General features: G+C 69.1%; 24 protein-coding genes. 15 read left to right on the top strand and 9 right to left on the bottom strand.

Annotation, left to right across the window (positions count from 1 at the left end; all coding sequences use genetic code 11):
* Nucleotides 1-8: 8 nt before the first annotated feature.
* The 10 genes from IMW82_RS04645 (at nt 9) to lpxK (ending at nt 10134) form a co-directional block, all read left to right on the top strand.
* Nucleotides 9-791: a succinate dehydrogenase iron-sulfur subunit gene (locus IMW82_RS04645; RefSeq protein WP_108473076.1), complete on the top strand. Its 783-nt coding sequence runs from the start codon at nt 9-11 to the stop codon at nt 789-791.
* Nucleotides 792-896: 105 nt separating this feature from the next.
* Nucleotides 897-1145, top strand: a complete 249-nt coding sequence (locus IMW82_RS04640) for a succinate dehydrogenase assembly factor 2 (protein ID WP_211003987.1) — start codon at nt 897-899, stop codon at nt 1143-1145.
* Nucleotides 1117-1554 carry a protein YgfX gene (locus IMW82_RS04635; RefSeq protein WP_211003986.1) on the top strand — a complete coding sequence of 146 codons (438 nt, stop codon included), beginning with the start codon at nt 1117-1119 and terminating at the stop codon, nt 1552-1554. The genes IMW82_RS04640 and IMW82_RS04635 overlap by 29 nt, the downstream gene beginning before the upstream one ends.
* Nucleotides 1555-1651: 97 nt before the next feature.
* The gene (locus tag IMW82_RS04630; protein ID WP_211003985.1) at nt 1652-2893 is read left to right on the top strand and encodes a lipoprotein-releasing ABC transporter permease subunit; all 1242 of its coding nucleotides are present in this window, start codon (nt 1652-1654) and stop codon (nt 2891-2893) included.
* A complete protein-coding gene (gene lolD / locus IMW82_RS04625; protein WP_234411396.1) occupies nt 2886-3599 on the top strand; it encodes a lipoprotein-releasing ABC transporter ATP-binding protein LolD in 714 nt (237 codons plus the stop codon). Before IMW82_RS04630 ends, lolD begins: the two co-directional genes overlap by 8 nt.
* Before the next feature lie 237 nt (nt 3600-3836).
* Nucleotides 3837-6137: a DNA internalization-related competence protein ComEC/Rec2 gene (locus IMW82_RS04620; RefSeq protein ID WP_211003984.1), complete on the top strand. Its 2301-nt coding sequence runs from the start codon at nt 3837-3839 to the stop codon at nt 6135-6137.
* Between the two features lie 56 nt (nt 6138-6193).
* Nucleotides 6194-6901 carry a MotA/TolQ/ExbB proton channel family protein gene (locus IMW82_RS04615; RefSeq protein WP_211003983.1) on the top strand — a complete coding sequence of 236 codons (708 nt, stop codon included), beginning with the start codon at nt 6194-6196 and terminating at the stop codon, nt 6899-6901.
* A 9-nt stretch (nt 6902-6910) separates the two neighbouring features.
* On the top strand, nt 6911-7342 hold the full coding sequence (locus tag IMW82_RS04610) for a biopolymer transporter ExbD (RefSeq protein WP_108473069.1): 432 nt from the start codon (nt 6911-6913) through the stop codon (nt 7340-7342).
* Nucleotides 7339-9123 (top strand): lipid A export permease/ATP-binding protein MsbA, encoded by a 1785-nt coding sequence (gene msbA / locus IMW82_RS04605; RefSeq protein WP_108473068.1) that lies wholly within the window; start codon nt 7339-7341, stop codon nt 9121-9123. Before IMW82_RS04610 ends, msbA begins: the two co-directional genes overlap by 4 nt.
* A gap of 9 nt (nt 9124-9132) precedes the next feature.
* Complete coding sequence (gene lpxK, locus IMW82_RS04600; protein ID WP_108473067.1) at nt 9133-10134, top strand: tetraacyldisaccharide 4'-kinase; 1002 nt, start codon at nt 9133-9135, stop codon at nt 10132-10134.
* On the opposite strand, the gene hutI is transcribed toward lpxK, so the two are convergent.
* The 3 genes from hutI to IMW82_RS04585 form a co-directional block, all read right to left on the bottom strand.
* Nucleotides 10071-11333: an imidazolonepropionase gene (gene hutI / locus IMW82_RS04595; protein ID WP_108473066.1), complete on the bottom strand. Its 1263-nt coding sequence runs from the start codon at nt 11331-11333 to the stop codon at nt 10071-10073. The genes lpxK and hutI overlap by 64 nt on opposite strands.
* 15 nt (nt 11334-11348) lie before the next feature.
* Nucleotides 11349-12803 carry a chloride channel protein gene (locus IMW82_RS04590; RefSeq protein ID WP_108473065.1) on the bottom strand — a complete coding sequence of 485 codons (1455 nt, stop codon included), beginning with the start codon at nt 12801-12803 and terminating at the stop codon, nt 11349-11351.
* A gap of 70 nt (nt 12804-12873) precedes the next feature.
* Nucleotides 12874-14433: a carbon-nitrogen hydrolase family protein gene (locus IMW82_RS04585; protein WP_108473064.1), complete on the bottom strand. Its 1560-nt coding sequence runs from the start codon at nt 14431-14433 to the stop codon at nt 12874-12876.
* A 94-nt stretch (nt 14434-14527) separates the two neighbouring features.
* Between IMW82_RS04585 and IMW82_RS04580 the strand changes: the two genes are divergently transcribed.
* From IMW82_RS04580 to IMW82_RS04565, 4 genes are all read left to right on the top strand, one after another.
* The gene (locus IMW82_RS04580; protein WP_211003982.1) at nt 14528-15892 is read left to right on the top strand and encodes a formimidoylglutamate deiminase; all 1365 of its coding nucleotides are present in this window, start codon (nt 14528-14530) and stop codon (nt 15890-15892) included.
* Between the two features lie 152 nt (nt 15893-16044).
* Nucleotides 16045-16449, top strand: a complete 405-nt coding sequence (locus IMW82_RS04575) for a DoxX family protein (RefSeq protein ID WP_108473062.1) — start codon at nt 16045-16047, stop codon at nt 16447-16449.
* A gap of 140 nt (nt 16450-16589) precedes the next feature.
* Nucleotides 16590-17576 (top strand): multidrug resistance efflux transporter family protein, encoded by a 987-nt coding sequence (locus IMW82_RS04570; RefSeq protein WP_211003981.1) that lies wholly within the window; start codon nt 16590-16592, stop codon nt 17574-17576.
* Nucleotides 17577-17649: 73 nt separating this feature from the next.
* Complete coding sequence (locus IMW82_RS04565) at nt 17650-18936, top strand: MFS transporter (RefSeq protein ID WP_244754160.1); 1287 nt, start codon at nt 17650-17652, stop codon at nt 18934-18936.
* A gap of 148 nt (nt 18937-19084) precedes the next feature.
* Here the strand turns inward: IMW82_RS04565 and IMW82_RS04560 are convergent, their stop codons facing one another.
* Nucleotides 19085-20368 (bottom strand): ectonucleotide pyrophosphatase/phosphodiesterase, encoded by a 1284-nt coding sequence (locus IMW82_RS04560; protein WP_211003980.1) that lies wholly within the window; start codon nt 20366-20368, stop codon nt 19085-19087.
* Between the two features lie 49 nt (nt 20369-20417).
* On the opposite strand from IMW82_RS04560, the gene IMW82_RS04555 reads away from it, so the two are divergent.
* Nucleotides 20418-20837 (top strand): hypothetical protein, encoded by a 420-nt coding sequence (locus IMW82_RS04555; RefSeq protein WP_244754159.1) that lies wholly within the window; start codon nt 20418-20420, stop codon nt 20835-20837.
* 63 nt (nt 20838-20900) lie between these two features.
* Here the strand turns inward: IMW82_RS04555 and IMW82_RS04550 are convergent, their stop codons facing one another.
* The 5 genes from IMW82_RS04550 to IMW82_RS04530 all read right to left on the bottom strand — a co-directional run bounded on the left by IMW82_RS04550 (nt 20901) and on the right by IMW82_RS04530 (nt 25451).
* Nucleotides 20901-21413 carry a methylated-DNA--[protein]-cysteine S-methyltransferase gene (locus tag IMW82_RS04550; RefSeq protein WP_211003979.1) on the bottom strand — a complete coding sequence of 171 codons (513 nt, stop codon included), beginning with the start codon at nt 21411-21413 and terminating at the stop codon, nt 20901-20903.
* Nucleotides 21410-22915: an AlkA N-terminal domain-containing protein gene (locus IMW82_RS04545; RefSeq protein WP_211003978.1), complete on the bottom strand. Its 1506-nt coding sequence runs from the start codon at nt 22913-22915 to the stop codon at nt 21410-21412. Before IMW82_RS04545 ends, IMW82_RS04550 begins: the two co-directional genes overlap by 4 nt.
* A gap of 158 nt (nt 22916-23073) precedes the next feature.
* Nucleotides 23074-23655 (bottom strand): hypothetical protein, encoded by a 582-nt coding sequence (locus IMW82_RS04540; RefSeq protein ID WP_211003977.1) that lies wholly within the window; start codon nt 23653-23655, stop codon nt 23074-23076.
* A gap of 180 nt (nt 23656-23835) precedes the next feature.
* Complete coding sequence (locus IMW82_RS04535; protein WP_211003976.1) at nt 23836-24372, bottom strand: cytochrome b/b6 domain-containing protein; 537 nt, start codon at nt 24370-24372, stop codon at nt 23836-23838.
* Entirely contained in the window at nt 24369-25451 is a 1083-nt protein-coding gene (locus IMW82_RS04530; protein ID WP_211003975.1) for a catalase family peroxidase, read from the bottom strand. The genes IMW82_RS04535 and IMW82_RS04530 overlap by 4 nt, the downstream gene beginning before the upstream one ends.
* Nucleotides 25452-25656: the final 205 nt, after the last annotated feature.

Genomic DNA, 25656 nt, shown 5'->3' with positions numbered 1-25656 from the left:
GAGCCACTGTGGCAGAGTTTTCGCTACCCAAGAATTCCAAGATCCAGCCGGGCAAGCACTACCCGGCGAAGGACGCGAAGAAGCCGCGTACCTTCCGCATCTATCGCTGGAGTCCGGACGACGACCAGAACCCGCGCATCGACACCTACGAGGTCGACCTGGCCGCGTGCGGGCCGATGGTTCTGGACGCGCTGCTGAAGATCAAGAACGAGATCGACCCCACGCTCACGCTGCGTCGCTCCTGTCGCGAAGGCATCTGCGGCTCGTGCGCCATGAACATCGACGGCACCAACACGCTGGCCTGCATCTGCGCGATCGACAAGGTGGCGTCGGGCGACGTGAAGATCTACCCGTTGCCGCACATGCCGGTGGTGAAGGATCTGGTGCCCGACCTCACCCATTTCTACGCCCAGTACGCCTCGATCAAGCCGTGGATCCGCACGCAGAGCGCGGTGCCCGACAAGGAACGCCTGCAGTCGCCGGAAGACCGCAAGAAGCTCGACGGCCTGTACGAATGCATCCTGTGCGCGTGCTGCTCCACCAGTTGCCCCAGCTACTGGTGGAACGGCGACAAGTACCTCGGCCCGGCGATCCTGCTGCAGGCCTACCGCTGGATCGTCGACTCACGCGACGAAACCACCGGCGACCGCCTGGACGACCTGGAAGACCCGTTCAAGCTGTATCGCTGCCACACCATCATGAACTGCACGCGCACCTGTCCCAAGGGCCTCAACCCGGCCAAGGCAATCGCGGAGATCAAGAAGCTGATGGTGGAGCGGCGCTCGGTCTGATCGGTCTTGCCAAGGTTCCATACGTGACAGGCCGCCATGCGCGGCCTGTCACGTTCTGGTGCAACGGCTACACTCCGCTTTCATGGACAACGACCGAGCCTCGTGATGGATGAAGCACGCATCAAGCGCCTGCGCTGGCGTACTCGCCGCGGCACGCGCGAACTGGACGCGCTGTTCGGCGGCTGGCTGGACGAATGCTTCGCCGATGCGGACGAAGCGCGGCGGCAGGCGTTCGACGAGCTGCTCGACGTGCAGGACCCGGACCTGTGGGACTGGGTGATGGGTCACGCGCGTCCGCAGCGGACGGACTGGCAGGCGATCATCGATGACATCCGCACCCGCCATCGGCTTTGAATACCGGCCGTCGCGGTGGCTGCGGCGGGCCCTGGTGCTGGTCGCCGCATTGGCTTTGCTCGCGGTAGCGCTGAGCGCGCTGCCGATGTGGCTGAAGCTGCTGCTGGCGGTGCTCGTGTCGCTGGCCACGTGGCATGCGCTTCGCCGCCTGGCCGCGGGTCCGGTGGTGGCGGCCGGTTGGGGTGCCGACGACGCCTGGACGCTGCGCATGCGCAACCATGACGACATGGTGGCCATGCTGTCCTCGTTCCGCGTGCTCGGCGCGTTCGTGTTGCTACGCCTGCGGACGGCGGAGCGTGGCATGCAGGTGCTGCTGCTGGCGCCGGACAACAGCGACGCGGACATCCGCCGGCGCCTGCGCATGCGCCTGGCCACGATCCAGCCGGGCGAGGCGCTGCCGCGGCTGTGACCGTCCGGCAACTTTGCCGCCGCAGCACGGTCCGAGCGAATGCCCGATAATGGGCGACCGGGCGGCCCGCCCTGCGATTCCCACCAGCGACCCGCCCATGTTCCGACCGCTCGAACTCTTCATCGGCCTGCGCTACACCCGCGCCAAACGGCGCAACCAGTTCATCTCCTTCATCTCCACCGTGTCGATCGTGTGCATCGCGATCAGCGTGATCGCGCTGATTACGGTGATGTCGGTGATGAACGGCTTCGACTACCAGATGCGCTCACGCATCCTCGGCGCGATCTCGCACGCCACCGTGTCCGGCATCGGCGAGAGCGTGCAGGACTGGCCGCGCGCACTCAAGATCGCCGAGGCCAACCCGCACGTGCTGGGCGCCGCGCCGTACGTGGAGAGCGAGGCGATGCTGCTGGCACGACGCTCCAGCGGCGCGCTGGTGCGCGGCATCGAGCCAGCGCAGGAGCCAAAGGTCGTCGACATCGACAAGCACATGCTCGACGGCAGGCTCGCCGACTTGACTCCCGGCAGCTGGAACATCGTGCTGGGCCGCGAACTGGCGATGACGCTGGGTGTCAGCGTCGGCGACCGCGTCACCATGGCGGTGCAGCAGTTGCGTGCCACGCCGATGGGCAGCGTGCCGCGTATGCGCGTCTTCCACGTGGTGGGCACCTTCGAGCTGGGCATGGAGCAGTTCGACTCCGGCCTGGCGCTGGTCAACATGAGCGATGCCGAAAAGCTCAACGACTTGAGCGGCCCCACCGGCATCCGCCTGAAGCTCGACGACCTGTTCAACGCCCGCCCGGTCGCGCGCGAACTGGCCGACCAGCTGGGCCAGGTCTACCGCGTGCAGACCTGGATGGACACCAACGCAAACCTGTTCGCCGCGCTGTCGATGGAAAAGATGGTGATGTTCATCATCCTGTCGCTGATCATCCTGGTCGCCGTGATCAACCTGATCTCGATGCTGATGATGCTGGTCACCGACAAGCAGGCCGACATCGCGATCCTGCGCACGCTGGGCGCCACCCCGCGCAGCATCATGGGCATGTTCATGGTGCAGGGCGTGCTGGTGGGTTTCGTCGGCATCGGTTTCGGCGTGGGCTTCGGCTCGCTGCTGTCGTGGAAGCTGCCGGGCATCATCAAGTGGATCGAGCACACCTTCCACGTCACCTTCCTGTCGCCGGACGTCTACTACATCAGCGAGGTGCCCAGCCGACTCGACTGGCACGACGTGGGCTGGACCGCGCTGCTGACTTTCGCGTTCTCGCTGCTGGCCACCCTCTATCCCGCGTGGCGCGCCTCGCGCACGCAGCCGGCGCAGGCGCTGCGTTATGAATAAGACCATCATGAAACCCGCCACCGAACACGTGCTGCGCGCCAGTGGCGTCGCCAAGACCTACGCCGAAGGCGGCCTGCGCACCGACGTGCTGAGTAACGTCAGCTTCACCCTGAAGCGCGGCGAGACGATGGCGATCGTCGGCGCCTCCGGCTCGGGCAAGAGCACCTTGCTGCACATCATCGGCGGGCTGGATACGCTGACCGCCGGCGAAGTGGAAGTGGATGGCCGCGTGCTGTCGAAGCTGTCCGACGCCGAGCGCGGCCGCGTGCGCAACCGCTCGCTCGGCTTCATCTACCAGTTCCATCACCTGCTGCCCGAGTTCACCGCGCTGGAGAACGTGTGCATGCCGCTGCTGATCCGCGGCACGGCGATCGCCGAGGCGCAGAAGCAGGCCGCGGCCTTGCTGGAACGTGTCGGGCTGGGCGGGCGCACGCATCATAAGCCGTCCGAACTGTCCGGCGGCGAACGCCAGCGCTGCGCGGTGGCGCGCGCGCTGGTGACGCGGCCGGCCTGCGTGCTCGGCGACGAGCCCACCGGCAACCTCGACGAGGGCAACGCCGCGCAGGTCTACGCGCTGATGCTGGAGCTCAACCGCGAGATCGGCACCAGCTTCGTGCTGGTCACCCACGACCCGCACCTGGCGGCGAAGATGGACCGCACCCTGGTGCTGCACAACGGCGTGCTGCAGGAAAGCGCGAACGCCTGACGCTCCGCTCCTCCCCCTGCATGCAGGGGGAGGTTGGGTGGGGGTAGTCCGAGCTTGCGGCAAGACGGCAAGATCAAGAGCCACCCCTCCCTGACCCTCCCCCGCTGCGCAGGGGAGGGGACCCGTCCTGACGGGTTCGGCAAGTCGTCTGGGCATCCGCCTACACATTTTTCATCTTCACCGCTGCGGCCGCCGCGCTAGGCTCGCACTCTTCCAGGATGGAATGGGGCGCGTGGCATGACGCGAATGACGGCAGTCACGGCAGCCCTGGCCTTGCTGGCTGGCGTGCTGCTGGTGCAGTGGCTGCCGCAACTGCCGCCGTACTGGTGCCTGGCCCTGTCGCTGTTGGTGGCCGGCGTGCTGGCCTGGTGCTGCCCATGCTGGCGCTGGCTGGCCTGGCTGCTGTTCGGCATGGTGTGGGCGGCCTGGCATGGCGGCCTCGCGATGGATGCGCGGTTGCCGCGGGCGCTGGAAGGGCGTGACCTGGTGGCCATCGGCACGATCGCCGACCTGCCGCTGGCGCACCCGGACGCCAGCCGCTTCACGCTGCAGGTGGAGCAGGCCACGCTGGATGGCCAGCCGGTTGCGCTGCGTGGACGCATCACGGTGGCCTGGTACGAGGATGCGCCGCCGCTGCAGCCGTGTTCGCGCTGGCGGCTGTCGTTGCGCCTGAAGCGGCCACGCGGGCTGCTCGATCCAGGCGGCGCCGACAGCGAACGTTCGGCGCTGGAGCGCGGCATTGTCGCCACCGGTTACGTGCGCGACGATCCGGACAATGCGGTGCTGGCCGGCGCGCGTTGGTGCATCGACGGGGTGCGTGACGCGGTGGCTCGTGGCATCGCGGCGCGGGTGCGCGACCGGCACGACGCGGCACTGCTGCAGGCATTCACGGTCGGCGACACACGCGCCTTGCAGCAGCGCGACTGGGCCGTGGCGCGCGCAAACGGGGTGTCGCACCTGATCGCGATTTCCGGTTTCCACGTCGGCGTGGCGGCGGTGTTCGGCGTGTGGCTGGCCTGGCTGGCCTACGCGCTGTGGCCACGGCTGGGTCTGTGGTGGCCGCGGCCGCAGGTGCAGGCTGCGGCGGCGCTGCTGGTGGCCGCGCTGTACAGCGCGCTGGCCGGCTTCGGCCTGCCCACGGTACGCACCTTGTTGATGATCGCGGTGGTGGCGCTGGCGCGCTGCAGCCGGCGCGGCAGCAGCGGCGCACAATCGCTGGCGCTGGCGCTGATCGCGATCCTGCTGGTCGATCCGCTGGCGGTGCTGGCCGCGGGGTTCTGGCTGTCGTTTGTCGGCGTGGCGTTCCTGATGCTGTGCCTGCAGTCGCGCGGGCGTGGCTTGCGCGCGTTCCTGCACGAACTGACCGCCGGGCAACTGTTGATGACGGTGGCCCTGCTGCCGCTGACCTTGTGGTTCTTCGGCCAGGCCTCGCTGGTGGGCGCGTTGTCGAACCTGGTCGCAGTGCCGGTGGTCAGCTTCGTGATCGTGCCGTGCGCCTTGCTCGGCATGCTGTTGCTGGGCCTGTGTCCACCACTGGCTGCGCCGGTGCTGTGGCTGGCCGCACGGATCGCGCATGCGCAATGGTGGCTGCTGGAGCAGATGGCGAGCTGGCCCGGTGCACAGTGGTATCTGCCCGCGGTGCAGGCGCACGCGCTGCTGCTGGCCGTGCTCGGCGCGTTGTGGTTGTTCCTGCCGCGCGGCGTGCCGCTGCGCTGGCTTGGCCTGGTGTTGTTCCTGCCATTGCTGTGGCCGCCGAATCCATCGCCGCCGGAGGGCGCGTTCAAGGTATGGGTGCTCGACGTGGGGCAGGGCCTGTCGGTGCTGCTGCGTACCCGCGGCCACGTGCTGGTGTATGACGCTGGTGCGCGTTACCCGTCCGGCTTCGACCTGGGCGAGGCGGTGGTGTTGCCGTCGATCCACGCGCTGGGCATCGGCAGGCTGGACATGCTGATGGTCAGCCACGGCGACAACGACCACGCCGGTGGCGCCGAAGCGGTGGCGAACGCCTTCCCGCAGGCGCAACGCTATGCGGGCGAGCCATCGCGAGTACGTGTACCGGTGCAGCAGTGCGTGGCGGGCCAGGCATGGCAATGGGATGGCGTGAGCTTTCGCATGCTGAACCCGGCCCGTGGCGCGGGCGACCGCGACAACGACAGTTCCTGTGTGTTGCTGGTCGAGGGCCGTGGCGGGCGCCTGTTGCTGCCCGGCGACATCAGCTCCGCGGTGGAACCGCAGGTGGCGGCGGCACTCGGCCCCGGCCCGGCACCGGTGCTGCTGGTGCCACACCATGGCAGTCGGACTTCGTCCAGCGCCGCCTTCATCGCCGCCGTGCGACCCCGGCTGGCGGTGGTGTCGGCGGGCTGGCGCAACCGCTTCGGCCACCCCAGGCCGGAGGTGATGGCGCGCTACGCCGATGCCCACGTGCCGGTGTTCGATACGGCCCGGGAAGGCGCTATCCCGCTGGATTTTCCCGCCGACGTGCCGCCGCGGCGCGAGCCGGGCTGGCGCCAGCGGCAGGCACGCTACTGGCGCGAGTGACCGGGCCGGCGGGGAATGCCACGCATGCCGCAGTACCGCGGGGCGAGACTGCTATCATGCGCGCTTCCTGTCGGGTCGCGCGTTGGGGTCGAAAAGTGCTGGAAATCCTGTTAGCTGGTGGTTGGGCGTTGGCACCCATCCTGATCTGCTCGGCGATTGCCCTGGCGATCGTGCTGGAGCGCTGCTGGACCCTGCGCCGCAAGTCGGTGCTGCCACCGGGCCTGGGCGACGAAGTGCGCCAGTGGGCGCGCTCCGGCCAGCTCGATCCGAAGCATGTCGAGGCGCTGGCAAACGGTTCGCCGCTGGGCGAACTGCTGGCCGCTGCGCTGACCGTGCGCAGGCAGTCGCGCGAGATCATCAAGGAGCGTATCGAGGATACCGGCCGGCATGTGGTGCACCGGATGGAGCGCTACCTCAACACACTGGGCACGATCGCGCTGATCGGCCCGCTGCTGGGCCTGTTCGGCACCGTGATTGGCCTGATCCGCATGTTCATGGACGTGATGGCCGGCGGTATCGGCGATCCGGCGAAGATGGCCGGCGGCATCGGCGAGGCGCTGATCTGCACCGCGGCAGGCCTGACCGTGGCGATTCCCGCCTACGTGCTGCACCGCTACTTCCGCTCGCGCGTGACCGGTTACCGCATAGAGATGGAAAAGCAGGCCACCGCGCTGCTCGACGACCTGACGCTGACCCCGAGCCCTGCCGCGGCGCCGGTGCGGCCGCGGCGCGCGCCGGTGCCGACTGCACCGAGCGCGGGCTGAGGCGCACCGATGCGTATCGGCAACGACCGCCGCGGTGACGAGTTCGAGATCAACGTGATCCCGTTGATCGACGTGCTGCTGACCCTGCTGATGTTCTTCGTGCTGACCAGTACCTTCATCCAGCACTCGCGCCTGCAGGTGACCCTGCCGCAGGCGAGCACGCAGGATCGGGACATGAACGCCCCGACGCTGACGGTGATGATCGACCGCGATGGCCGCTTCTACGTGGGCAGCGACGAGGTGATGGGCGAGGGCATCGAGGCGCTGAAGCAGACCATAGCGCGCAATGCGGGCGCCGAGCGCGAGCGCCAGGTGACGATCCGTGCCGACGCGAACACGCCGCACCAGGACGTGGTCACCGCGATGGACGCGCTGGGCCAGCTCGGCTTCACCCGGCTGTCGATCGCCACCACGCCGAGCAAGCCGGGCAGCGCTCGGTGAGCACCAGCAAGACCGGTGTGTGGGATGCCGAGAGTCGGCGCGTCTACAAGCGCCTGCTTGGCTACACCCGGCCTTACTGGGCGGTGGGCCTGATCGCACTGGTCGGCATGGCGGTGGACGGTGGCGGCCTGGCGGTTTTCACCAACCTGCTCAGGCCGATGTTCGACGAGCTGTTCCTGAACAAGGATCCATACCTGATTTTCTGGATGCCGATCTGGATCCTGGCCATCTTTGCGATTCGCGGCATCGGCACTTTCGTCAGCAGTTACGGCATCTCCTACATCGGGCGCAACATCGTGCAGGCCATACAGCACGACGTGTTTGCGTCCTACCTGCGCCTGCCGGCGACCTTCTTCGGCCGCGAGCCGTCTGGCCAGCAGATTTCCCGCATCACCTACACCAGCGAACAGGTCGCCTCGGCCTCGACTGATGCGGTGAAGATCGCGGTGACCGAAGGCGTCACCGTGATCGGCATGTTCTACGTGATGTTGCACAACAGTGCCTACCTCACGCTGGCGCTGCTGGTAATGATCCCGGCGATCATGCTGATCGCCACCGTGGTCAGCCGGCGTTACCGGCAGATCAGCCGGCGCATTCAGGGCATGATGGGGTCGGTCACCGGTACGGTGGAGGAATCGGTCGGTGCCCATCGCGAGGTGCGCATCTACGGCGGCCAGCAGCATGAAGCGGCCCGTTTCGACGAGGTCACCCATCGCGCGCGCCGACTCAACCTGAAGATCGCGGCAACCAATGCCAGCTCGAGCACCGCGATCCAGACGGTGGCGGCGTTTGCGCTCGCGGTGCTGGTGTTCCTGGGCACGCGACCGGGCGTCATCGACCAGATTTCTTCCGGCGTTTTCATCGCCGTGCTCACCGCGATGGGCGCCATGATGCCGTCGCTGAAGCGTCTGGCCACCGTGCAGGCGAACATCCAGCGCGGGATCTCCGCGGCGGAGGACCTGTTCGAGGTCATCGACTTGCCGCCGGAAACCGACCAGGGTTCGCGCGAGCTGGTGCGCACGCGTGGCGACCTGCGTTTCGAGGATGTACGCCTGACTTACCCGAGCAATGATTTCGAAGCCCTGCGCGGTGTCGACCTGGATTGCGCCCCCGGCACGGTGACCGCCTTGGTCGGCCGCTCCGGCAGCGGCAAGAGCAGCCTGGTCAGCCTGCTGCCGCGTTTCTACGCGCCCAGCGCCGGCCGCATCGTGCTTGATGGCGAGGACTATCAGGATTACACACTGGCCTCGCTGCGCCGCCAGATCGCCTGGGTCGGGCAAAGCGTGGTGCTGTTCGACGACACCGTGGCCAACAACATCGCCTACGGTGAGCTGGCCGGCGCCAGCGAGGCGGACATCGTGGCCGCCGCCGAGGCGGCCAATGCGATGGAGTTCATCGCGCGCCTGCCGCAAGGCATCCACACGCCGATCGGGCAGAGCGGCAACACGTTGTCCGGCGGCCAGCGCCAGCGCATCGCGATCGCCCGCGCGATCCTGAAGAACGCGCCGATCCTGGTGCTGGACGAGGCGACCAGCGCGCTCGACACCGAATCGGAACAGCTGATCCAGCAGGCACTGCAGCGCCTGATGCGCGACCGCACCACGCTGGTGATCGCACATCGCCTGTCCACCATCGAAGGCGCCGACCAGATCGCGGTGATGGAGCAGGGCCGCATCATCGAGCGCGGCACGCACGCCGAGCTGATCGCGCTGGACGGCCAGTACGCCGCATTGCACCGGATGCAGTTCCACGACCACGCCGCGAATCTCGGCAGCGACTGAGGGCCGCCCGTGGCGCTGATCGACACGCTCGAATCAGCCTGGTACGGCAACGGCCGGGTACCGTGGTGGGCGCCACCGCTGGCAGCGCTTTATGGCGTCGTGACCCGTCTGCGCGGTGGCCTCTACCGTAGCGGCATCCTGCGCAGCGTGCGCTTGCCTGCGCCAGTGGTGGTGATCGGTAACCTCAGCGTCGGCGGCACCGGCAAGACGCCGCTGACGATCGCGCTGGCCGGTGCCCTGCGTGCACGCGGTTACCGGCCTGGCGTGGTCAGCCGCGGCTACGGCGGTAGCCAGCGTGAACCGCTGTTGCTCGGCGACGCGCCGGACCCGGCACAGGTCGGCGACGAACCCTGTCTGATCCACGCCAGCGGCGTGCCGGTGGCGGTAGGGCACGACCGGCCGGCGGCGGCACGACTGCTGCTGGACGCCGGCTGCGATGTGCTGGTCGCCGACGACGGCCTGCAGCACTATCGCCTGGCGCGCGACGTGGAAATCTGCGTGATCGACGGCACCCGCCGCTTTGGCAACCGTCGGCTGCTGCCGGCCGGGCCATTGCGCGAACCGTTGAGCCGTTTGCAGCGCGTCGACCTGCGCGTCTGCAATGGCGGCGTGGCCGAGCCGGGCGAGTACCCGATGCAACTGCGCGGCGGCGACGTGATCGCGCTGGACGACGGCCGCACGCAGGCACTGGCCGGTTTCAGCGGACAGCGTGTCCATGCAGTGGCGGCGATCGGCAACCCGCGGCGTTTCTTCGACAGCCTGCGCGCCGCTGGCATCGAGGTGATCGAGCATGCCTTCGCCGATCATCATGGTTTCATGCCGACCGACCTGGATTTCGCCGATGGCCTGCCGTTGCTGATGACCGACAAGGACGCGGTCAAATGCCGGCGTTTCGCCCGGCCAGGCTGGTGGCGGGTGCCGGTGCAGGCGTACTTGCCGGCGGCGTTTTACGAGGCGCTGGGCGAGCGCCTGGACGGTTTGCGCCGCGAAACCGGTTCGCCCGCCACGTAGACCCTGCGGGCCAGGTTTCCACCGATCCAGTAGCACAGTTCGGCCGGCTGGCGCGCGTTCCACACCACCAGGTCGGCGCGCTGGCCAACCGCCAGCGTGCCGCGGTCGTCGAGGCCAAGCGCGCGCGCGGCGTTCACGGTCACTCCGCGCAGCGCTTCCTCCGGTGTCAGCCGGAACAAGGTGCAGGCCATTCCGGCAGCCAGCCGCAACGACAGCAGTGGCGAGGTGCCGGGATTGCAGTCGGTGGCGACGGCGATCGGCACGCGGTGTTCGCGCAGCGCCGCAATCGGCGGCAGCTGCGTTTCGCGCAGCGCGTAGAACGCGCCGGGCAGCAGTACCGCGACGGTGCCGACCGCGGCCATCGCCGCGATGCCGGCTTCGCTCAGGTGCTCCAGGTGGTCGGCGGAAAGGCCGCCGTACTCGGCGACCAGCGCGGCGCCGCCGAGGTCGGACAACTGCTCGGCGTGCAATTTCACCGGCAGGCCGAGCTGCCTTGCGCGTTCGAACACGCGGCGGGTTTCCTCGCGGCTGAAGCCGATGCCTTCGCAGAACGCATCGACCGCATCGACGAGTTTTTCGGCGGCCAGCGCGGGCAGCATGTCGTCGCAGACCAGCGCCACATAGTCGTCGCGCCGGTCGCAGTATTCCGGCGGCAGTGCATGCAGGCCGAGGAAGCTGGTGCGTACGCCGATGCCCAACTCGCGGCCGAGCCGTCGCGCCACCCGCAGCATGCGGCGTTCGCTGTCGAGATCCAGCCCGTAGCCGGACTTGATCTCCAGCGTGGTCACGCCGTCGGCCAGCAACGCCCGGGCGCGCGGCAGCGATTGCGCGAACAGCTGTTCCTCGCTGGCGGCGCGGGTGGCGTTGACGCTGGAGACGATGCCGCCGCCGGCGCGGGCGATCTCCTCGTAGCTGGCGCCGTTGAGGCGCAGCTCGAACTCGTGCGCGCGGTCGCCGCCGAACACCAGATGGGTGTGGCAGTCGACCAGCCCCGGCGTGACCAGGGCGCCGTCCAGCGACTCCACCGTGGCGGCGAGACTGGCCGGAGCCTCCGGCAGTTCGTCCTGCCGGCCGACCCAGGCGATGCGGCCGTGGTGCAGCGCGATCGCGCCGTGCGCGATCAGGCCATAGGGTTCGTCGCCGGCAAACGTGGCCAGCGTGGCGTTCAGCAGCAGGCGGTCCCAGCGGGGTTCGGTCATTGCTTCATTCTTCCGTCATGGCTGGCTGGAGCGTGCCCGGTCCGCCGGCGCGGCAGGTTCGGTGTAGGCGCTGGTTTCGCCGGCGGCGGGCAGCGCCTCGGCGGACGCCTGGTCGGCGGGCGTGGCCTGTTGCTGCTCGAAGTCGCGCACCATGCGCTCGGCGAAATCGCGATACACCGGCGTGGGGCAGAACAGCGACGACGCGGCACGCGCCAGCAGGCAGGCGGCCATGATCGGGATCACCATGTCCTGGTTGTCGGTCAGTTCCATCGCGATCACCGCCGAGGTCAGCGGCGCGCCGGTGACGCCGGCCAGGTAGGCGCTCATGCCCAGCAGGACCACCGCCGCGGCGGGTGCGCCGGGCAGGAAGTGCGCGATGTTCTGGCCCAGCCCGGCGCCGACCGCCAGCGCCGGCGAGAAGATGCCGCCGGGGATGCCGGCCCAGTACGAGACCACGTTGGCGACGAGCTTGGCGATGCCGAAACCCTGGTCCGGCATGCTGGCCGCCCCCTGCACGATCGCGCGGGCCTGGTCGTAGCCGGTGCCGTAGACGCTGCCGTGAGTGCACACGCCGAGCAGCGCCAGCGCCAGGCCGCAACCCACGGCGAACCACACCGGCCAGCGCGCACGCAGGCGGCCGACCTGCGCCAGCGGACCGTGCCGGCTGAGCAGGATCAGCCGCGCGAACAGCCCGCCGAGCAGGCCGCAGACCACGCCGGTCAGCAGCACCGCGAGCCAGGCGTGGCCCAGCGGCAGGCTGGCCTCGACTTCGCCGAAGTACGAGTAGTTGCCCATGATGCCCAGCGAGACCACGCCGCCGATGATCACCGCGGTCAGCAGCAGGCCGCTGAAGCGGTGCTCGAAGGTGCCGGCCAGTTCCTCGATCGCGAACACCACGCCGGCCAGCGGCGTGTTGAACGCCGCCGCGATGCCGGCGGCGCCGCCGGCCAGGATGAAGCGCGAGGCGGCCTTGGGATCGGTGAAGCCGAAGCGTCGGCCCAGCGCGTGGAACAGGCCCGCGCTGACGTGCACGGTCGGCCCCTCGCGGCCGATCGAGGCGCCCACCGCCAGCGCGAGCAGGGTCATCACCATCTTGCCGGCGGCGATCGGCAGCGCCAGCATGCGCGCGCGGAAACCGGCGTCCTCCACGTGCAGCGTGGCGATCACCTGCGGGATGCCGCTGCCGCGGGTGGCGCGCAGGCGTCCTTCGGTGGCCCAGGCGAGCAGGCCGAACACCAGTGGGGTGAGGATCAGCGGGATCCAGCTGCCGTGGCCGAGGACGCGCAGGAACAGGTGGTAGGACCAGGTGCTGGCCTTGGCGAACAGGATCGCCGCCAGCGCCACCAGCACCGCGCCGGACCACAGCACCAGCCGGCGTTTCCAGTGGTGCGGCGCGAAGAACTCGTGCCCGAGCAGCGCCTGCAGGCGCGGATTGGACGATTTCGATACGGGGTCGGGCGACTCGGGCATCGTGCGATTATCGCAGACTCGCTGCGGATGGTATCTGGCAGTGCCGGCCCTGCGAACCGGAGGCGTGCGTTCAGTGCGGCCGCCAGCGCGTCTCGTACAGGTCGAAGCGGCGATCCTTGAGGTTGGTCACCGCGCCGGCGTTGCGTGCCCGAGCCAGGCTTTCCAGGCGCAGATCGGCGAACAGCACGGTCTCGATGTTCGGGGTGGAGTCAGCGGCGATGCCGTCGCGCGCGAACGGGAAGTCGCTCGGCGTGAGGATGCAACTCTGGCCGTACTGGATGTCGAAGTTGTTCACGCCGGGCAAGTTGCCCACGTTGCCCGACATCACCACGTAGCACTGGTTCTCGATCGCCCGCGCCTGCGCGCAGTAGCGCACGCGCAGGTAGCCTTCGCGCACGTCGGTGCAGAACGGCACGAACAGGATCAGCGCGCCCTGGTCGGTGAGGTAGCGCGCTACCTCGGGAAACTCCGCGTCGTAGCAGATCATCACCCCGATCGGGCCGCAGTCGGTCTGCACGGTGGCCGCGCTGTCGCCGCCGGCGATGTTCCACACGTTGCGCTCGCTCGGCGTGGGGTGTAGCTTCTCGCGCTCGTGCAGCGAGCCGTCGCGCAGGCACACGTAGCAGACGTTGTGGATGTCGCCGTTGGCCTGCTCGGTCGGATGGGTGCCGGCGATGATGTTGATGTTGTAATGGACGGCCAGGCGGCTGAACAGCTCCTTCACCTGTGGCGTGTAGTGGCTGAGCTTGCGGATCGACTCCACCGGCGACAGCTCGGTGTTCTCGATCGACAGCAGCTGCAGCGTGATCAGTTCGGGGAAGGTGACGAAGTCGGCGCCGTAGTCGGCGGCGATGTCGGTGAAGTACTCGACCTGGGTGGCGAATTCCTCGAACGAGGCGATCCGCCGCTGCTGGTACTGCACCGAAGCCACCCGCACCGAATCGGGCAGCAGCCGCGCCGAGGTGATCGGCGGGATGTCGGGCTGGTCGAGCAGTTGCGGGTTGCGCCAGACCAGGTGCACGGCGTAGCCCAGCGATTCATGGTCGGAAGGCACGTAGGCGCGCAACACACCGATTACCTCGAAATCGTTGGCCAGCTGGAAGCTCAGCGTCTGGTCGCGGCGCTTGCCTTCCACCACCGCCTGCACGTAGGCCTCGGCGCTGCCATAGCGCTGGATGTTCCGCGCCAGCCCCGGAATGCGCCCGCCGAACACGATGCCGCGCAGCTTGAGATCCATGCACAGGCGCTTGCGTGCCCGGTACAGCCGCTGGCCGATGCGCATGCCGCGGTAGTCCGGGTGCACCACGACTTCCATGCCGTACAGCCAGTTGCCGTCCGGCTTGTGCCGCGAGCCCATGCCGCCGCCGGTGACCTGCATCCAGGTGTGGGCGCCGAGCGCGGTGGCCTCGTCGATGCGGAAGGTGGCGCAGTAGCCCGCGATCGCGCCTTCGTACTCGACCACGAACTGACCTTCCGGGAAGTGCGTCTGCTGCGAGCGCAGCATCTCGGCGGAGTGGCCCCACTCGGGCGTGTAGACGCGCGCGGTGAGTTCGACCAGGGCCGGCACGTCGGCCGGGGTGGCCTGGCGCAGCCGCAGTTTCGGGGTGTTTTCGCTGGTTTTTCGGGCCATCGGGCGATTATGCCCGGCCCGGCGGTGAGGGCAGGTGAAAGCGGTTTCACCGGGCCGGTTACACTGCGCGGCATCGCGCACGGGAGCCAGACCAATGAGTGACAGCACTGCCATTGCCCACTTCAAGGCCGATCAGCTGTGGCGGGCGGGTGGCTGGCAGGCCGGCGCGACGCTGGGCGTGGCTGCCGACGGGCGCCTGCTGGTGCCGGCGGACACGACCGCCGAGCCGCTTGGCCGCTGGGTGTTGCCGGGCATGCCGAACCTGCACTCGCACGCGTTCCAGCGTGCGATGGCCGGGCTGGCCGAGCGGCGGGGGAAGGCCGACGACAGCTTCTGGAGCTGGCGCGAGACGATGTACGCGTTCGCCGCCACGATCGGTCCGGACGAACTGCAGGCGATCGCCGCCCAGCTCTACGTGGAGATGCTCAAGGCCGGCTACACCAGCGTCTGCGAGTTCCACTACCTGCACCACCAGCCGGACGGCATGCCGTACGCGCAGCCCGAGGCGATGTCGCTGGCGCTGATCGAGGCGGCGCGCGAGGCCGGCATCGGCCTGACCCTGCTGCCGGTGCTGTACATCAGCGGTGGCTTCGACGGCCGTGCGCTGAGTGCGCGCCAGCGCCGCTTCGGCCATGCCGTGGAGGCCTGGCTGCGCCTGCTGGAGACGCTGCGCCGGCAGCAGAACGAAGACGTCAGCGTGGGCATCGCGCTGCATTCGCTGCGCGCGGTGCCGGAGCCGGCGTTGCGCGAGGTGCTGGCCAGCGAGCTGGCGGCCAGCGGGCCGATCCACCTGCACATCGCCGAGCAGGTCGGCGAGGTGCAGGACTGCCTGGCCACCCGCGGCGCGCGGCCGGTGGAATGGCTGTTCGAGCATGTTGCGGTCGACCCACGCTGGTGCCTGGTGCACGCCACCCACCTGACCGCGGCGGAGACCGCGCAGCTGGCGCGCAGCGGCGCCGTGGCCGGGCTGTGCCCGACCACCGAGGCGAACCTGGGCGACGGCCTGTTCCCGCTGGCCGACTACCTGGATGCCGGCGGCACGCTCGGCATCGGCTCGGACTCGCACATCTCGATCTCGCCGGTGGAGGAACTGCGCTGGCTGGAATACGGCCAGCGCCTTTCGACCCGCCACCGCAACATCGCCGCGCGGCACGAGGGCGACAGCGTGGGCGAGACGCTGTGGCGCGCCGCGCTGCGTGGCGGCGCCCAGGCTTTGGGCCGACCGGTCGGCGAACTGCGCGAGGGCGCGCGCGCCGATCTCATCGTGCTGGATGACAGCTCGCCGCTGCTCGCCGCGCGCGATGCGCGTTCGCTGCTGGACAGCTTCCTGTTCGCCGGCAACACGCCGCTGGTGCGCGACGTGATGGTCGGCGGGCGCTGGCAGGTGCGCGGTTTCCGCCATCGCGACGAGGAGCGCATCGCGGCGCGTTATCGCGGTGTAGTATCACGGCTGCGTTGATCCACGCCGGTTCATCTGCGGGAGCCTGCTGGTAGGTGACCCTTCCCGGTTTCCTGCCAGAGGCATCGCCCGCCAGTGGACTTCCACGGCGACAGTCAGCGTGTCGAAGGGGTGTCTGATTTTCTCAACGAGTCAGTCAAGGGGGAGTTGCCATGCAAGGTTCCACCGATCTGGGCAAGTTGGTGCTTCGCGTCGTACTGGGTGTGCTGATCCTGTTCCACGGGGTGTCCAAGCTGATGCACGGGCCTGGCTACATCATCGGCGTGGTGACCGGTGCCGGCCTGCCGTCGTTCATCGCCTATGGGGTGTACGTGGGCGAGGTGGTGGCGCCGCTGCTGCTGCTGGCCGGGTACTGGACGCGGGTAGGCGGGCTGATCATCGTGATCAACATGCTGGTGGCGATCGGGCTGGTGCATATGGGCCAGCTCGCCACGCTGGCCGATACCGGCGGCTGGGCGCTGGAACTGCAGGGCATGTTCCTCGGCACCGCATTGGCGATCATGCTGCTCGGCGCCGGCCGTTATAGCCTCGGCGGCAGCAACGGCCGCTGGAACTGAGCGGCTTTCCATCCGCCATCGCTTGACCGGGACGCCCGCCGGCAACGGCGGGCGTTCCGCATGCGCTCCCGCAGCCGCGACCGGATGCTTCGCAGGCGCGGTGCGATTTGCCACACTCGACCCTTTGCCCGATGGCGCGCATGCGTACGAATGCCCTTGCCGCGGTAGGACTGGCGCTGTGCTCGGCGCTGTTTTTCACGCTGACCTACGTGCTCAACCGCGGCATCGTTGCCGGCGGCGGGCATTGGGCGTGGGCGGTGATCCTGCGCTACCTGATCACCTTGCCGCTGCTGGCGATGGTGCTGCCGCTGCAGGGCGGGCTTGGTGAACTGCCGCGCGAGCTGCGCCGGCACGCCCGGCCCTGGCTGCTGTGGAGCAGCGTGGGTTTCGTTCTGTTTGGTGTGCCGCTGACCTGGGCGGCCAGTAGCGGGCCGTCGTGGCTGGTCGCCGGCAGCTTCCAGACCACCGTGCTGGCCGGGCCGCTGCTGGCACCGCTGATCTATCGCGACGAACGGCGCCGGCTGGCCTGGCGCACGCTGGCGCTCGGCGCGCTGATCGTGGCCGGCGTGTTCGCACTGCAATGGGGCCATGCGCAAGGCCGGTTGCGTGCGAGCGACTGGCTGGCGATCGGTGCGGTGGTGTTGTCCGCGTTCGCCTATCCGCTGGGCAACCGCAAGCTGCTGCTGCACCTGGAACATTGCGACAGCCGGCTCAACGCGGTGCAGCGGGTGTTCGGCATGACGCTGTGCAGCTGGCCGCTGTGGCTGGCGTTCGCGCTGCTCGCGTGGTTCACGGTCGGTCCGCCGACGTGGCGCGAGGCGCTGCTGGCTGGTGGCGTGGCGCTGTCCTCGGGCACCATCGCCACGATCCTGTTCTTCCGCGCCACCGACATGGTGCGCAGCGAACCTACCGCACTGGCCGCAGTGGAGGCGATGCAGGCAGCCGAGTTGCTGTTCGCCACGTTGCTCGGCGCATGGTTCCTCGGCGAGGCCTGGCCGCACGGCTACGCCGCGATCGGCGCGCTGGCGATCGTCGTCGGCATCGCGCTGTTCGGCTGGTCCAGCGGGCGCGGTGCGGCGGGGCACGACGAGGAAGTTCGCGCGCTGCGTGGCGACCGCAGCGCCTGAGCTGCGGGAGCGTCATCCATCGTTCGGCCGTCTCGCTCTATCCTTGCCGGGTTGAGCCACCAGGGTGAGCGAAATGAAGCATGACGCGGAGCCGGAAGCGGCGGGGCCATTGGAAGCCGAAGCGCCGGCGCCGTACATCCACCACGGCACGCCCGCGTTCCGGCAGACCAACCTGGCGCTGTTCGCCGCCGGCTTCGCCACGTTCGGGCTGCTGTACTGCGTGCAGCCGCTGATGCCGGAGTTCAGCCGGCACTATGGGGTCAGCGAGGCGGGTGCGGCGCTGTCGCTGTCGCTGACCACCGGCGTGCTCGCGTTCGCGATGCTGTTCGCCGGCGGTGTGTCCGACGCGTGGGGGCGCAAGCCGGTGATGGTGGCCTCGCTGCTGGCTTCGGCGTTGCTGGTGCTGGTCACCGCGGTGATGCCGGACTGGACCGCGCTGCTGGCCGTACGCACCTTGCTGGGACTGACCTTGAGTGGCCTGCCGGCGGTGGCGATGACCTATCTCGGCGAGGAAATGGACACCGAGTCGATCGGCCTGGGCATGGGCCTGTACATCAGCGGCAGCGCGGTCGGCGGCATGGGCGGGCGGTTGATCAGCGGCGTGCTGGCCGATTTCTTCGGCTGGCGCATCGGCGTGGCGGTGGTCGGCGTGATCGGCGTGCTGGCCGCACTGGTGTTCTGGCGCGCGCTGCCGCCGTCGCGGCATTTCATCGCGCAGCCGTTGCGCTGGCGCGCGCTGCTGGGGCGCTTCGCCGGCATGTTCCGCGACCGCGGTCTGCCGTGGCTGTTCGTCGAGGGTTTCCTGCTGCTCGGCGCGTTTGTCACCGTCTACAACTACCTGGGTTACCGGCTGATGGCGCCGCCGTACAAATTGAGCCAGGCAGTGGTCGGGCTGATCTTCGGCATCTATCTGATCGGCACGTTCAGCTCGGCGTGGATGGGCCACCTGGCCGGCCAGCTCGGGCGGCGCAAGGTGTTGTGGACCGCGTTCGCGCTGATGCTGGCCGGCGTGGCGCTGACCATGACGCGGCCGTTGCCACTGATCATGCTGGGCATCGTGGCGATCACGTTCGGCTTCTTCGGTGGCCACTCCATCGTCAGCAGCTGGGTCGGCCGGCGCGCCGGCGCGGCGAAGGCGCAGGCGGCGTCGGTGTACCTGTTCTGCTACTACATGGGTTCCAGCATCGCCGGCGCCAGCGGCGGGCTGTTCTACGCGTCGCATGGCTGGAACGGGGTGGCGCTGTTCGTCGGTCTGCTGGTGCTGGCCGGTCTGCTGGTCGCGCTGCGGCTGTTCCGCCTGCCGCCGCTGGTCAACGTGGCGACGCCGCCCACGCCGATGAGCCGGGGCGCGATGCCGTAGCGTCTGCACTACTCCTCCCCCTGCTCGCAGGGGGAGGTCGGCGACCGAAGGGAGTCCTTCAGGTGAGGGGGTAAAGCTCTTGATCTGAGGTCCGGGCAAGAAGCACCCCACCCCAACCCTCCCCTGCGCGCAGGGGAGGGAGAAAGGCTTAGCGCGCGGCGGGTTTCAGCGTGTCCTTCACCGCCTCGTAGTCGCCGTCGTTCGCGGCAGCGGGGATGCCGAGCAGGTGGGTCATCAGCGGATAGACGTCCACGTTCGGGAACGCCGACACCTTCGCGCCAACACGGAACGCCGGGCCATGCGCCACGAACAGTGCATGCATCAGCGGCTCGGCGTTGTCGTAGCCGTGCTCGCCCAGGCTCAACCGGCCCTTGCGCTTCGCTGCGTAGTCGCTGGTGGTGATGCGCCAGTGCACGTTCGCCAGGCACAGCAGCTGCGGCACGCGCGGGTTCCTGCCGTAGGCCAGCCGCGCCGGCACGCGGGTCTTGTCCCAGCACTGCATGTGCGGGTGCGGCTGCTCCAGGGTCTGCTCGACCTTCGCAAAATCGGCGCGTGCCTCCGCGCTGTCCGACGTCGGGTTGAAGCCGGCCAGGATGCCCATGCTCACCGTCTGCACGCGGTCGAGCGGGACCAGCTGGTCGATCATCACGCTGTTCGCCTCCGGCACGCTGGCCATGCCGTGGTCGGACAGCACGATCAGGTTGATGCGGTCGAACAGGCCGCGCTGCTTCAGTCCCGCGACCAGCCGCGCCAGCGCCGCGTCGGTCTCGCGCAGCGCAGCGTTCACCTGCGGCGCGTCCGGTCCGTAGAGATGGCCGGCGTGATCGACCGCATCGAAGTACAGGGTGAGGAAGCCGGGCCGTTCGGCCGCCGGCAGATCCAGCCACGCCAGCACCTGGTCCACCCGCTGGTCGGCCGTCACGCTGCCGTCGAACGGCTTCCAGTAATCCGGGTGATGGCCGTGGATGTCCGCCTCCGAGCCGGGCCAGAACATGGTGGCGGTGCGCAGGCCATGCCGGTCGGCGGTCTCCCAGATCGGCGTGCCCTCGGCCCACCAGCGGCCGTCGCTGACCGCCTTGCGGCTGCTCAGCGAGAACTTGCCCAGCTGCGGGTCGAACATCGTGTTGTTGACCACGCCGTGATGGTCCGGGGTGAGGCCGGTGACGATCGTGTAGTGGTTCGGGAACGTCAGCGACGGGAACGCCGGCTGCATCGACGCGGCTTGCACGCCGCCTTGCGCCAGCATCGCCAGGGTCGGGCTGAGCCCGCGCTGCAGGTAGTCGGGGCGGTAGCCGTCGATCGAGATCAGCAGCAGCGGTACGGGTCTGCCGGACGCAGCGGTGGTGGCTGCAGGTGTGGCCGGGTGTTGCGTGGCGCAGCCGAAGCAGAATGCTGCCAGCGAGCACAGCAGCAGGCGAAACAGGATTTTCATGCGGGGGACCTTACGATGTATTCAAACCATTCCTGCATGATCGCGCACCATGATGACCATTACACGCCACGCCTGGCATTCCCCGTTGCTGCGCACGCTGTTGACGGGTGTGCTGGCGCTTGTCCCGCTGGGCGCCGTCTGTGCCTGGCAACAGTCTGGCACGCAGCCGGCGACCCGGCCGGTGTCGCCGAGCGCGCGCTTCCAGCAGGATGCGCAACAGCAGCAGGTGCGCGACGAACTGCAAAAGAGCCAGCTGCAGCAGCAGTTGCATCAGGGTGTGTCGGACAACGCGAAACGTCCGGCGGCGAATGATGCCCGCGCCCAGCGCCAGCTCGACCAGGCCGACCAGGCACAACGCGAGCGCGATCGGGTCCGGCAGCAGGATCTGCTCGACCGCGAGCGCGACACGCCCGATCTGCCGCGGGTGGTGCCGCAGGCGTTGCCGGCGGCGTCGCGCAGCGGCAGCTGACGTTCAAACGGGCGGTCGCAGGCGGGCACTGCCCGCCGTACGGGAAGCGGCAAGAGTCGCGCGTCAGCCGAACAGATCGCCGTGCGCGATGCGACCTTCCATGTCCAGCAGGTAGCGCTTCGTCGGCAGGCCGCCACCGAAGCCGGTGAGGCTGCCGTTCGCGCCGATCACGCGGTGGCACGGCAGCACGATCGGCAGCGGGTTGCGTCCGTTCGCGGCGCCGACCGCGCGCACCGCCAGCGGCTTGTCGATGCGCCGGGCCAGTTCGCCGTAGCTGATCGTGACGCCGTACGGAATCCGCCCCAGCTCGTGCCACACCTCCAGCTGGAACGGCGTGCCGACGGGATGCAGCGGCAGTTCGAAGTGCTGGCGTTCGCCGGCGAAGTATTGCTCCAGCTGCACGCGCGCGAACTTCAACGGTGCGGCTGCGCGGATCCAGCCCGGGTGCGCCTGCTTCGGATGGCGTTCGCGCTCGAACCAGATCTGGCGCAGGCCGTGGCCGTCCGCGACCAGGCGCAGCGTGCCGACCGGGCTCTCTATCTCGTCGTAGTAAATGGTGTCAGGCAGGTTCGTCATGCAATCGCCTCGGTTTTTTTCCGGCGTGCCAGCGACGGCGCTTGCACTGCGCCGCGCCACAGATGGATGACGGCGTACGCGCGCCACGGGCGCCACGCGTCCGCGCGTGCGGTCAGCGCTTTCGTGCTGAGTGGTGTGGCATCCGCTGCCGTTTCGCGGCGCAGGATCAGGTCGGCCGCCGGGAACGCATCCGGTGCGCTCAACGCGCGCATCGCGATGTAGTGCGCCGTCCATTCGCCGATGCCGGGCAGTGCGACCCAGCGCGCCACGAACGCCTCCAGCGCTTGCCCTGCGCTGAAGTCCACACGGCCGTCCAGCAGCGCCTGCGCCATGCCGCTGATCGTGGCGGCGCGCGTCGTGGTCAGGCCGACCTCGCGCAGGTCCGCCTGCGCCAGCGCGGCCGGCGTCGGAAACAGCCGCTGCAGTCCCGGCAGCGGCGCCGCCGGCAACGGCTCGCCCCAGCGTTGCACGATGCGCGTCGCCAGCGTGCGCGCCGCCGCCACGCTGATCTGCTGGCCGAGCACCGCGCGTACCGCGATCTCGAAACCGTCCCAGCCGCCGGGCAGGCGCAGGCCGGGGTGGCGCGCGAGCCGCGGGCCGAGCACGGCGTCGTGGCGGAACGTGTCCGCGATCGCCTGCGGGTTCGCGTCCAGATCGAACATGCGCCGCAGCGTCGTCACCACGCCGAGCAGCCGCGTCGGCTGCGGGCAATGCAATTGCAGCTGCAACGCATGCTCGCCGCCCGGCCACGCACTGAGCCGCAGCCAGCCGGGAGCATCCGCCGGACCGAACACGCGCGCGTAGCTGCCTTCGTCGACGAGTTCCACGCCCGGCAACGCGCGCGTGCGCAGGAACGCGAGCAGCCCCGGAAAATCGTACGGCGGCCGGTAGCCGAGCCGCAGCAACAGCGGCGCATCGGCCGCCGCGCGCGGGTGCCGGCGCAGCTCGCGCGGCGCAATTCGGTTCGCCTGCGCAAACGCCGCGTTGAACCGGCGCAGGCTGCGGAAGCCGGAAGCGAGCGCGACCTCCGTCACTGGCAGCGCCGTCTCCGTCAGCAGCTGTTTCGCGAACAGCAGCCGGCGCGTCGTGTGCACGCTGACCGGCGGCGCGCCGATGCGCTCGACGAACAGCCGGCGCAGTTGCCGCGCACCGACGCCGACACGCAGCGCCAGTTCGTCCAGTGATTGCTCCGCCAGCGCGCCGGCCTCGATCAGCTTCAATGCGCGCGCCACCACATGATCGCCGCGCTGCCACTGCTCGTTGCCCGGTGCCAGCTCCGGCCGGCAACGCAGACACGGCCGGAAGCCGGCCGCTGCCGCGGCAGCCGCGTTCGCGTAGTAATGCACGTTCTCGCGCTTCGGCGCCGGCGCCGGGCACACCGGCCGGCAATAGATGCCGGTGCTGCGCACGGCGGTGAAGAACAACCCGTCGAAGCGCGCGTCGCGGCTGAGTCGGGCCTGTTCGCAGACATGCGGGGCGGGCAGGGTGGGTGGTACGTTCATGGCGGCAGGCTAGCACCACCTGCGCAGGCTGACTCGCCGTTTTCGGACATCCATGCTGCATGCAAACGGGCCGGTCGGGGCGGTACGTTCAACCGGTCCAGGACATCAGTTCGCGTGATCGATCCACGCAGTCATCGCGCGTGCCTTGCTTTGGCGCTTCACTTGATCGGCGCCATCAGGTGCTCGTACGGCGTGCCACCCCACATCACGTACGGTGCCGCCGTTTCCGGGTCCGCGCTTTTCGGATAGTTCGCGTAGAACGCCGGGTCCGCGCCGACGATCATGAAGTGCGGCCCGGTCCTGATCCAGTGGTTGCCACTGTCCGGCTTCTGCGCATACGGATCCGTGTTGCTCGCGTCCGTGCCGCCGGCCAGCATGTACATCATGCCGAGCTTGCCGGCCGGCGGTGTTTTCTTCGCCATGTACGCGTTGATCCACTCCAGCGCATTCTGGTCCATGCACATCGGGTCCGGCCCCGGCGTCGACGGGTTGTCCGGCATGCACGTGAACCCGTTCGTGCCCTTGCGCAGCGTGCGCATCGCGCCATCCGCGCCCATGGCCACGATCGTCGCATCCTTCGCGACGCGTGCCGGCGCCGCGTGCATCGCGCTCGCGATCAATTGCGCATCGCTCGGTGCGGGGTGTTCCGCCGCCAGCGCTCCGCCCCCGACGGCGAACAAGGCGGTGGCGACGATGGCTCCGTTCTTCCAGCTCCGCTTTTTCCAGCCTGTAGTACGCATGACAACCTCCTCACGGTGACTTGTGACGGTCACTCCGGGGTTCCCGCCGAACAGTCTGTGCTGCTGTCATGGCGCGGTCAATCGGCGCGATGGCCGGGGCGGGCGGTGGCTGCCGGCAGGCATGTGCACCGGTTCGCCGGCGTCGTCGCCGGCGAACACGACGCAGCCCCCGCTGCCGGATCAGCGCCGCCCGAGCATGCCCGACAGCACGCCGTCGCGACGGATCAGGCCGTGATACAGCGCCGCCGCCATGTGCGCCAGGAACGTCAGGAACAGCAGTAGCGCGAACGTGCCATGCAGGTGGCGCAGCACGGCGAACGCGGTCGCGTTGGCCGGGAGAATCGGCGGCAGCCGCAGCGACGTGCCGAGCATCACCGGATAGCCGCCGGCCGACAGCATCGCCCAGCCGATCAGCGGCATCGCCAGCATCAGGAAATACAGCAGCCAGTGCGACGCCAGCGCCGCCAGTTTCTGCAGCGCGGGCAGGTCCGCCGGCAACGGCGGTGGCGGATGGCGCAGACGCACCGCCAGCCGCACCACGGCCAGGATCAGGATCGCGATGCCGAGCGGCTTGTGGATCGCGAGCAGCCATTCGTGTCGCTCGGAGACGGACGCGACCATGCCGACGCCGATGAACAGCATCGCCAGGATCATCGCGGCCATCAGCCAGTGCAGCACGCGCGCGGCGAGCGTGAACGTGTTCGTGGCGGCCTTCATCGTTTTGTCTCCGCTGGGGGCGTGGCGCTGCCGGGCAGGTGGGCTTCCTCGCTGGTGCGGCGCAGGTACGAGTCCGCATACGCGGCCGAGCGCGCGGGCAACAGCGGGTCGTCGGACGCGGTGATGCCGGCCGGCAGCACCAGCGGGTCGTAGTTGATGTCGCGGCAGGGGCCGCTGTCCTGCGGCTCGGTGCGTTCCAGTACCAGGGTGCCGGCGTCGATCGTGCGGCGGTCGTCCGGCCACGTCTTCGTCGCGTCGTTCGTCGGGTCGCCCGGGTTCGCAAGCGTGACCTGCAACTGCCAGCGCAGCGGACCGTGCGCCAGGCGTTCGGCCAGGTCGGTGGCCAGATAGTTCGCGTTGCCGGCCTTGTTCGCCTCGCTGCCGGCAGCGGCTGCTTCCGGCGCCAAGCGCCAGCGCACCGGCTGGCGCTTGCCGTTCGCGTCGACGAACACGAACGCGTTGAGGCTCCAGTAGCTTTCGGTTGCGAAGCTGGCGGACGGTTCCGCCGTCTTCGCCCAGGCGCGGAACGCGGCGGTTTCCGGATGCGCGGCGAAGAACGCGGCCACCTTCGCCGGGTCCGCTTTGCCGGTGGCCGGATCAGGCTGCTGCGCCTGCAATTGCGCGAAGAACGCCTGCGGCGTGGCGACCGGGAATACCGGCATGCTGTTCATACCGGTACGCCATTGCTGCCCGTTCGCGAGTGCAAAGCGCAGCGCCATGCTGCGGATCGGCACGCTGCTGTCCGGCGCGTACGGATTGCTGCCGGGGAGCGCGAAGCGGCCGACCACCGGCGTGCGCCCGGGTGCGAACACCTGCGCCATGGAGTACGCCTGCGCCTGGCCGTTGCTGTCGAAATAACCCGTCACGCAGACGCCCTTCGCGTGGTTGCGACGGTAGCCGACGAACGTGCCGGCGTTGTGCTGGAACTGGTCCACCAGCTTTGACGGCGTGAGCCGTTGCGGCGCCAGCCAGCCGCCGACGTAGCCGAACGCGACGGCGGCGACCGCGACGGCCGCGGCGATCAGGGTCCATGATCCGAACCGGCGAGCTGGCGAATCGGGTGGGGCGGGATCGTGCATGCTCGACTCCTGGCCGCAGGGGCCTCGTGTGATCGGGGAAGGCGCGGCGGTGGGTTTCCTGGCCGTGCCGTCAGGTCTTCGCTCCGTGGCGGCACTTCGTTACATGCGGTTTGTCGGTTTGGCTCGACGCCTGCTTATAGCCCCGGGGCCATCGTTCGGGTGCGCCGGCCGCTGACCTATACTCGGTGGTCTGACTCACCGGAGC

The organism is Rhodanobacter sp. B2A1Ga4, assembly GCF_018101315.1.
In the GTDB taxonomy this organism is placed as follows: Bacteria; Pseudomonadota; Gammaproteobacteria; order Xanthomonadales; family Rhodanobacteraceae; genus Rhodanobacter; species Rhodanobacter thiooxydans_A.
Note: the sequence above shows the minus strand (reverse complement) of the source record. Positions and strands in the feature narration are given on the sequence as shown.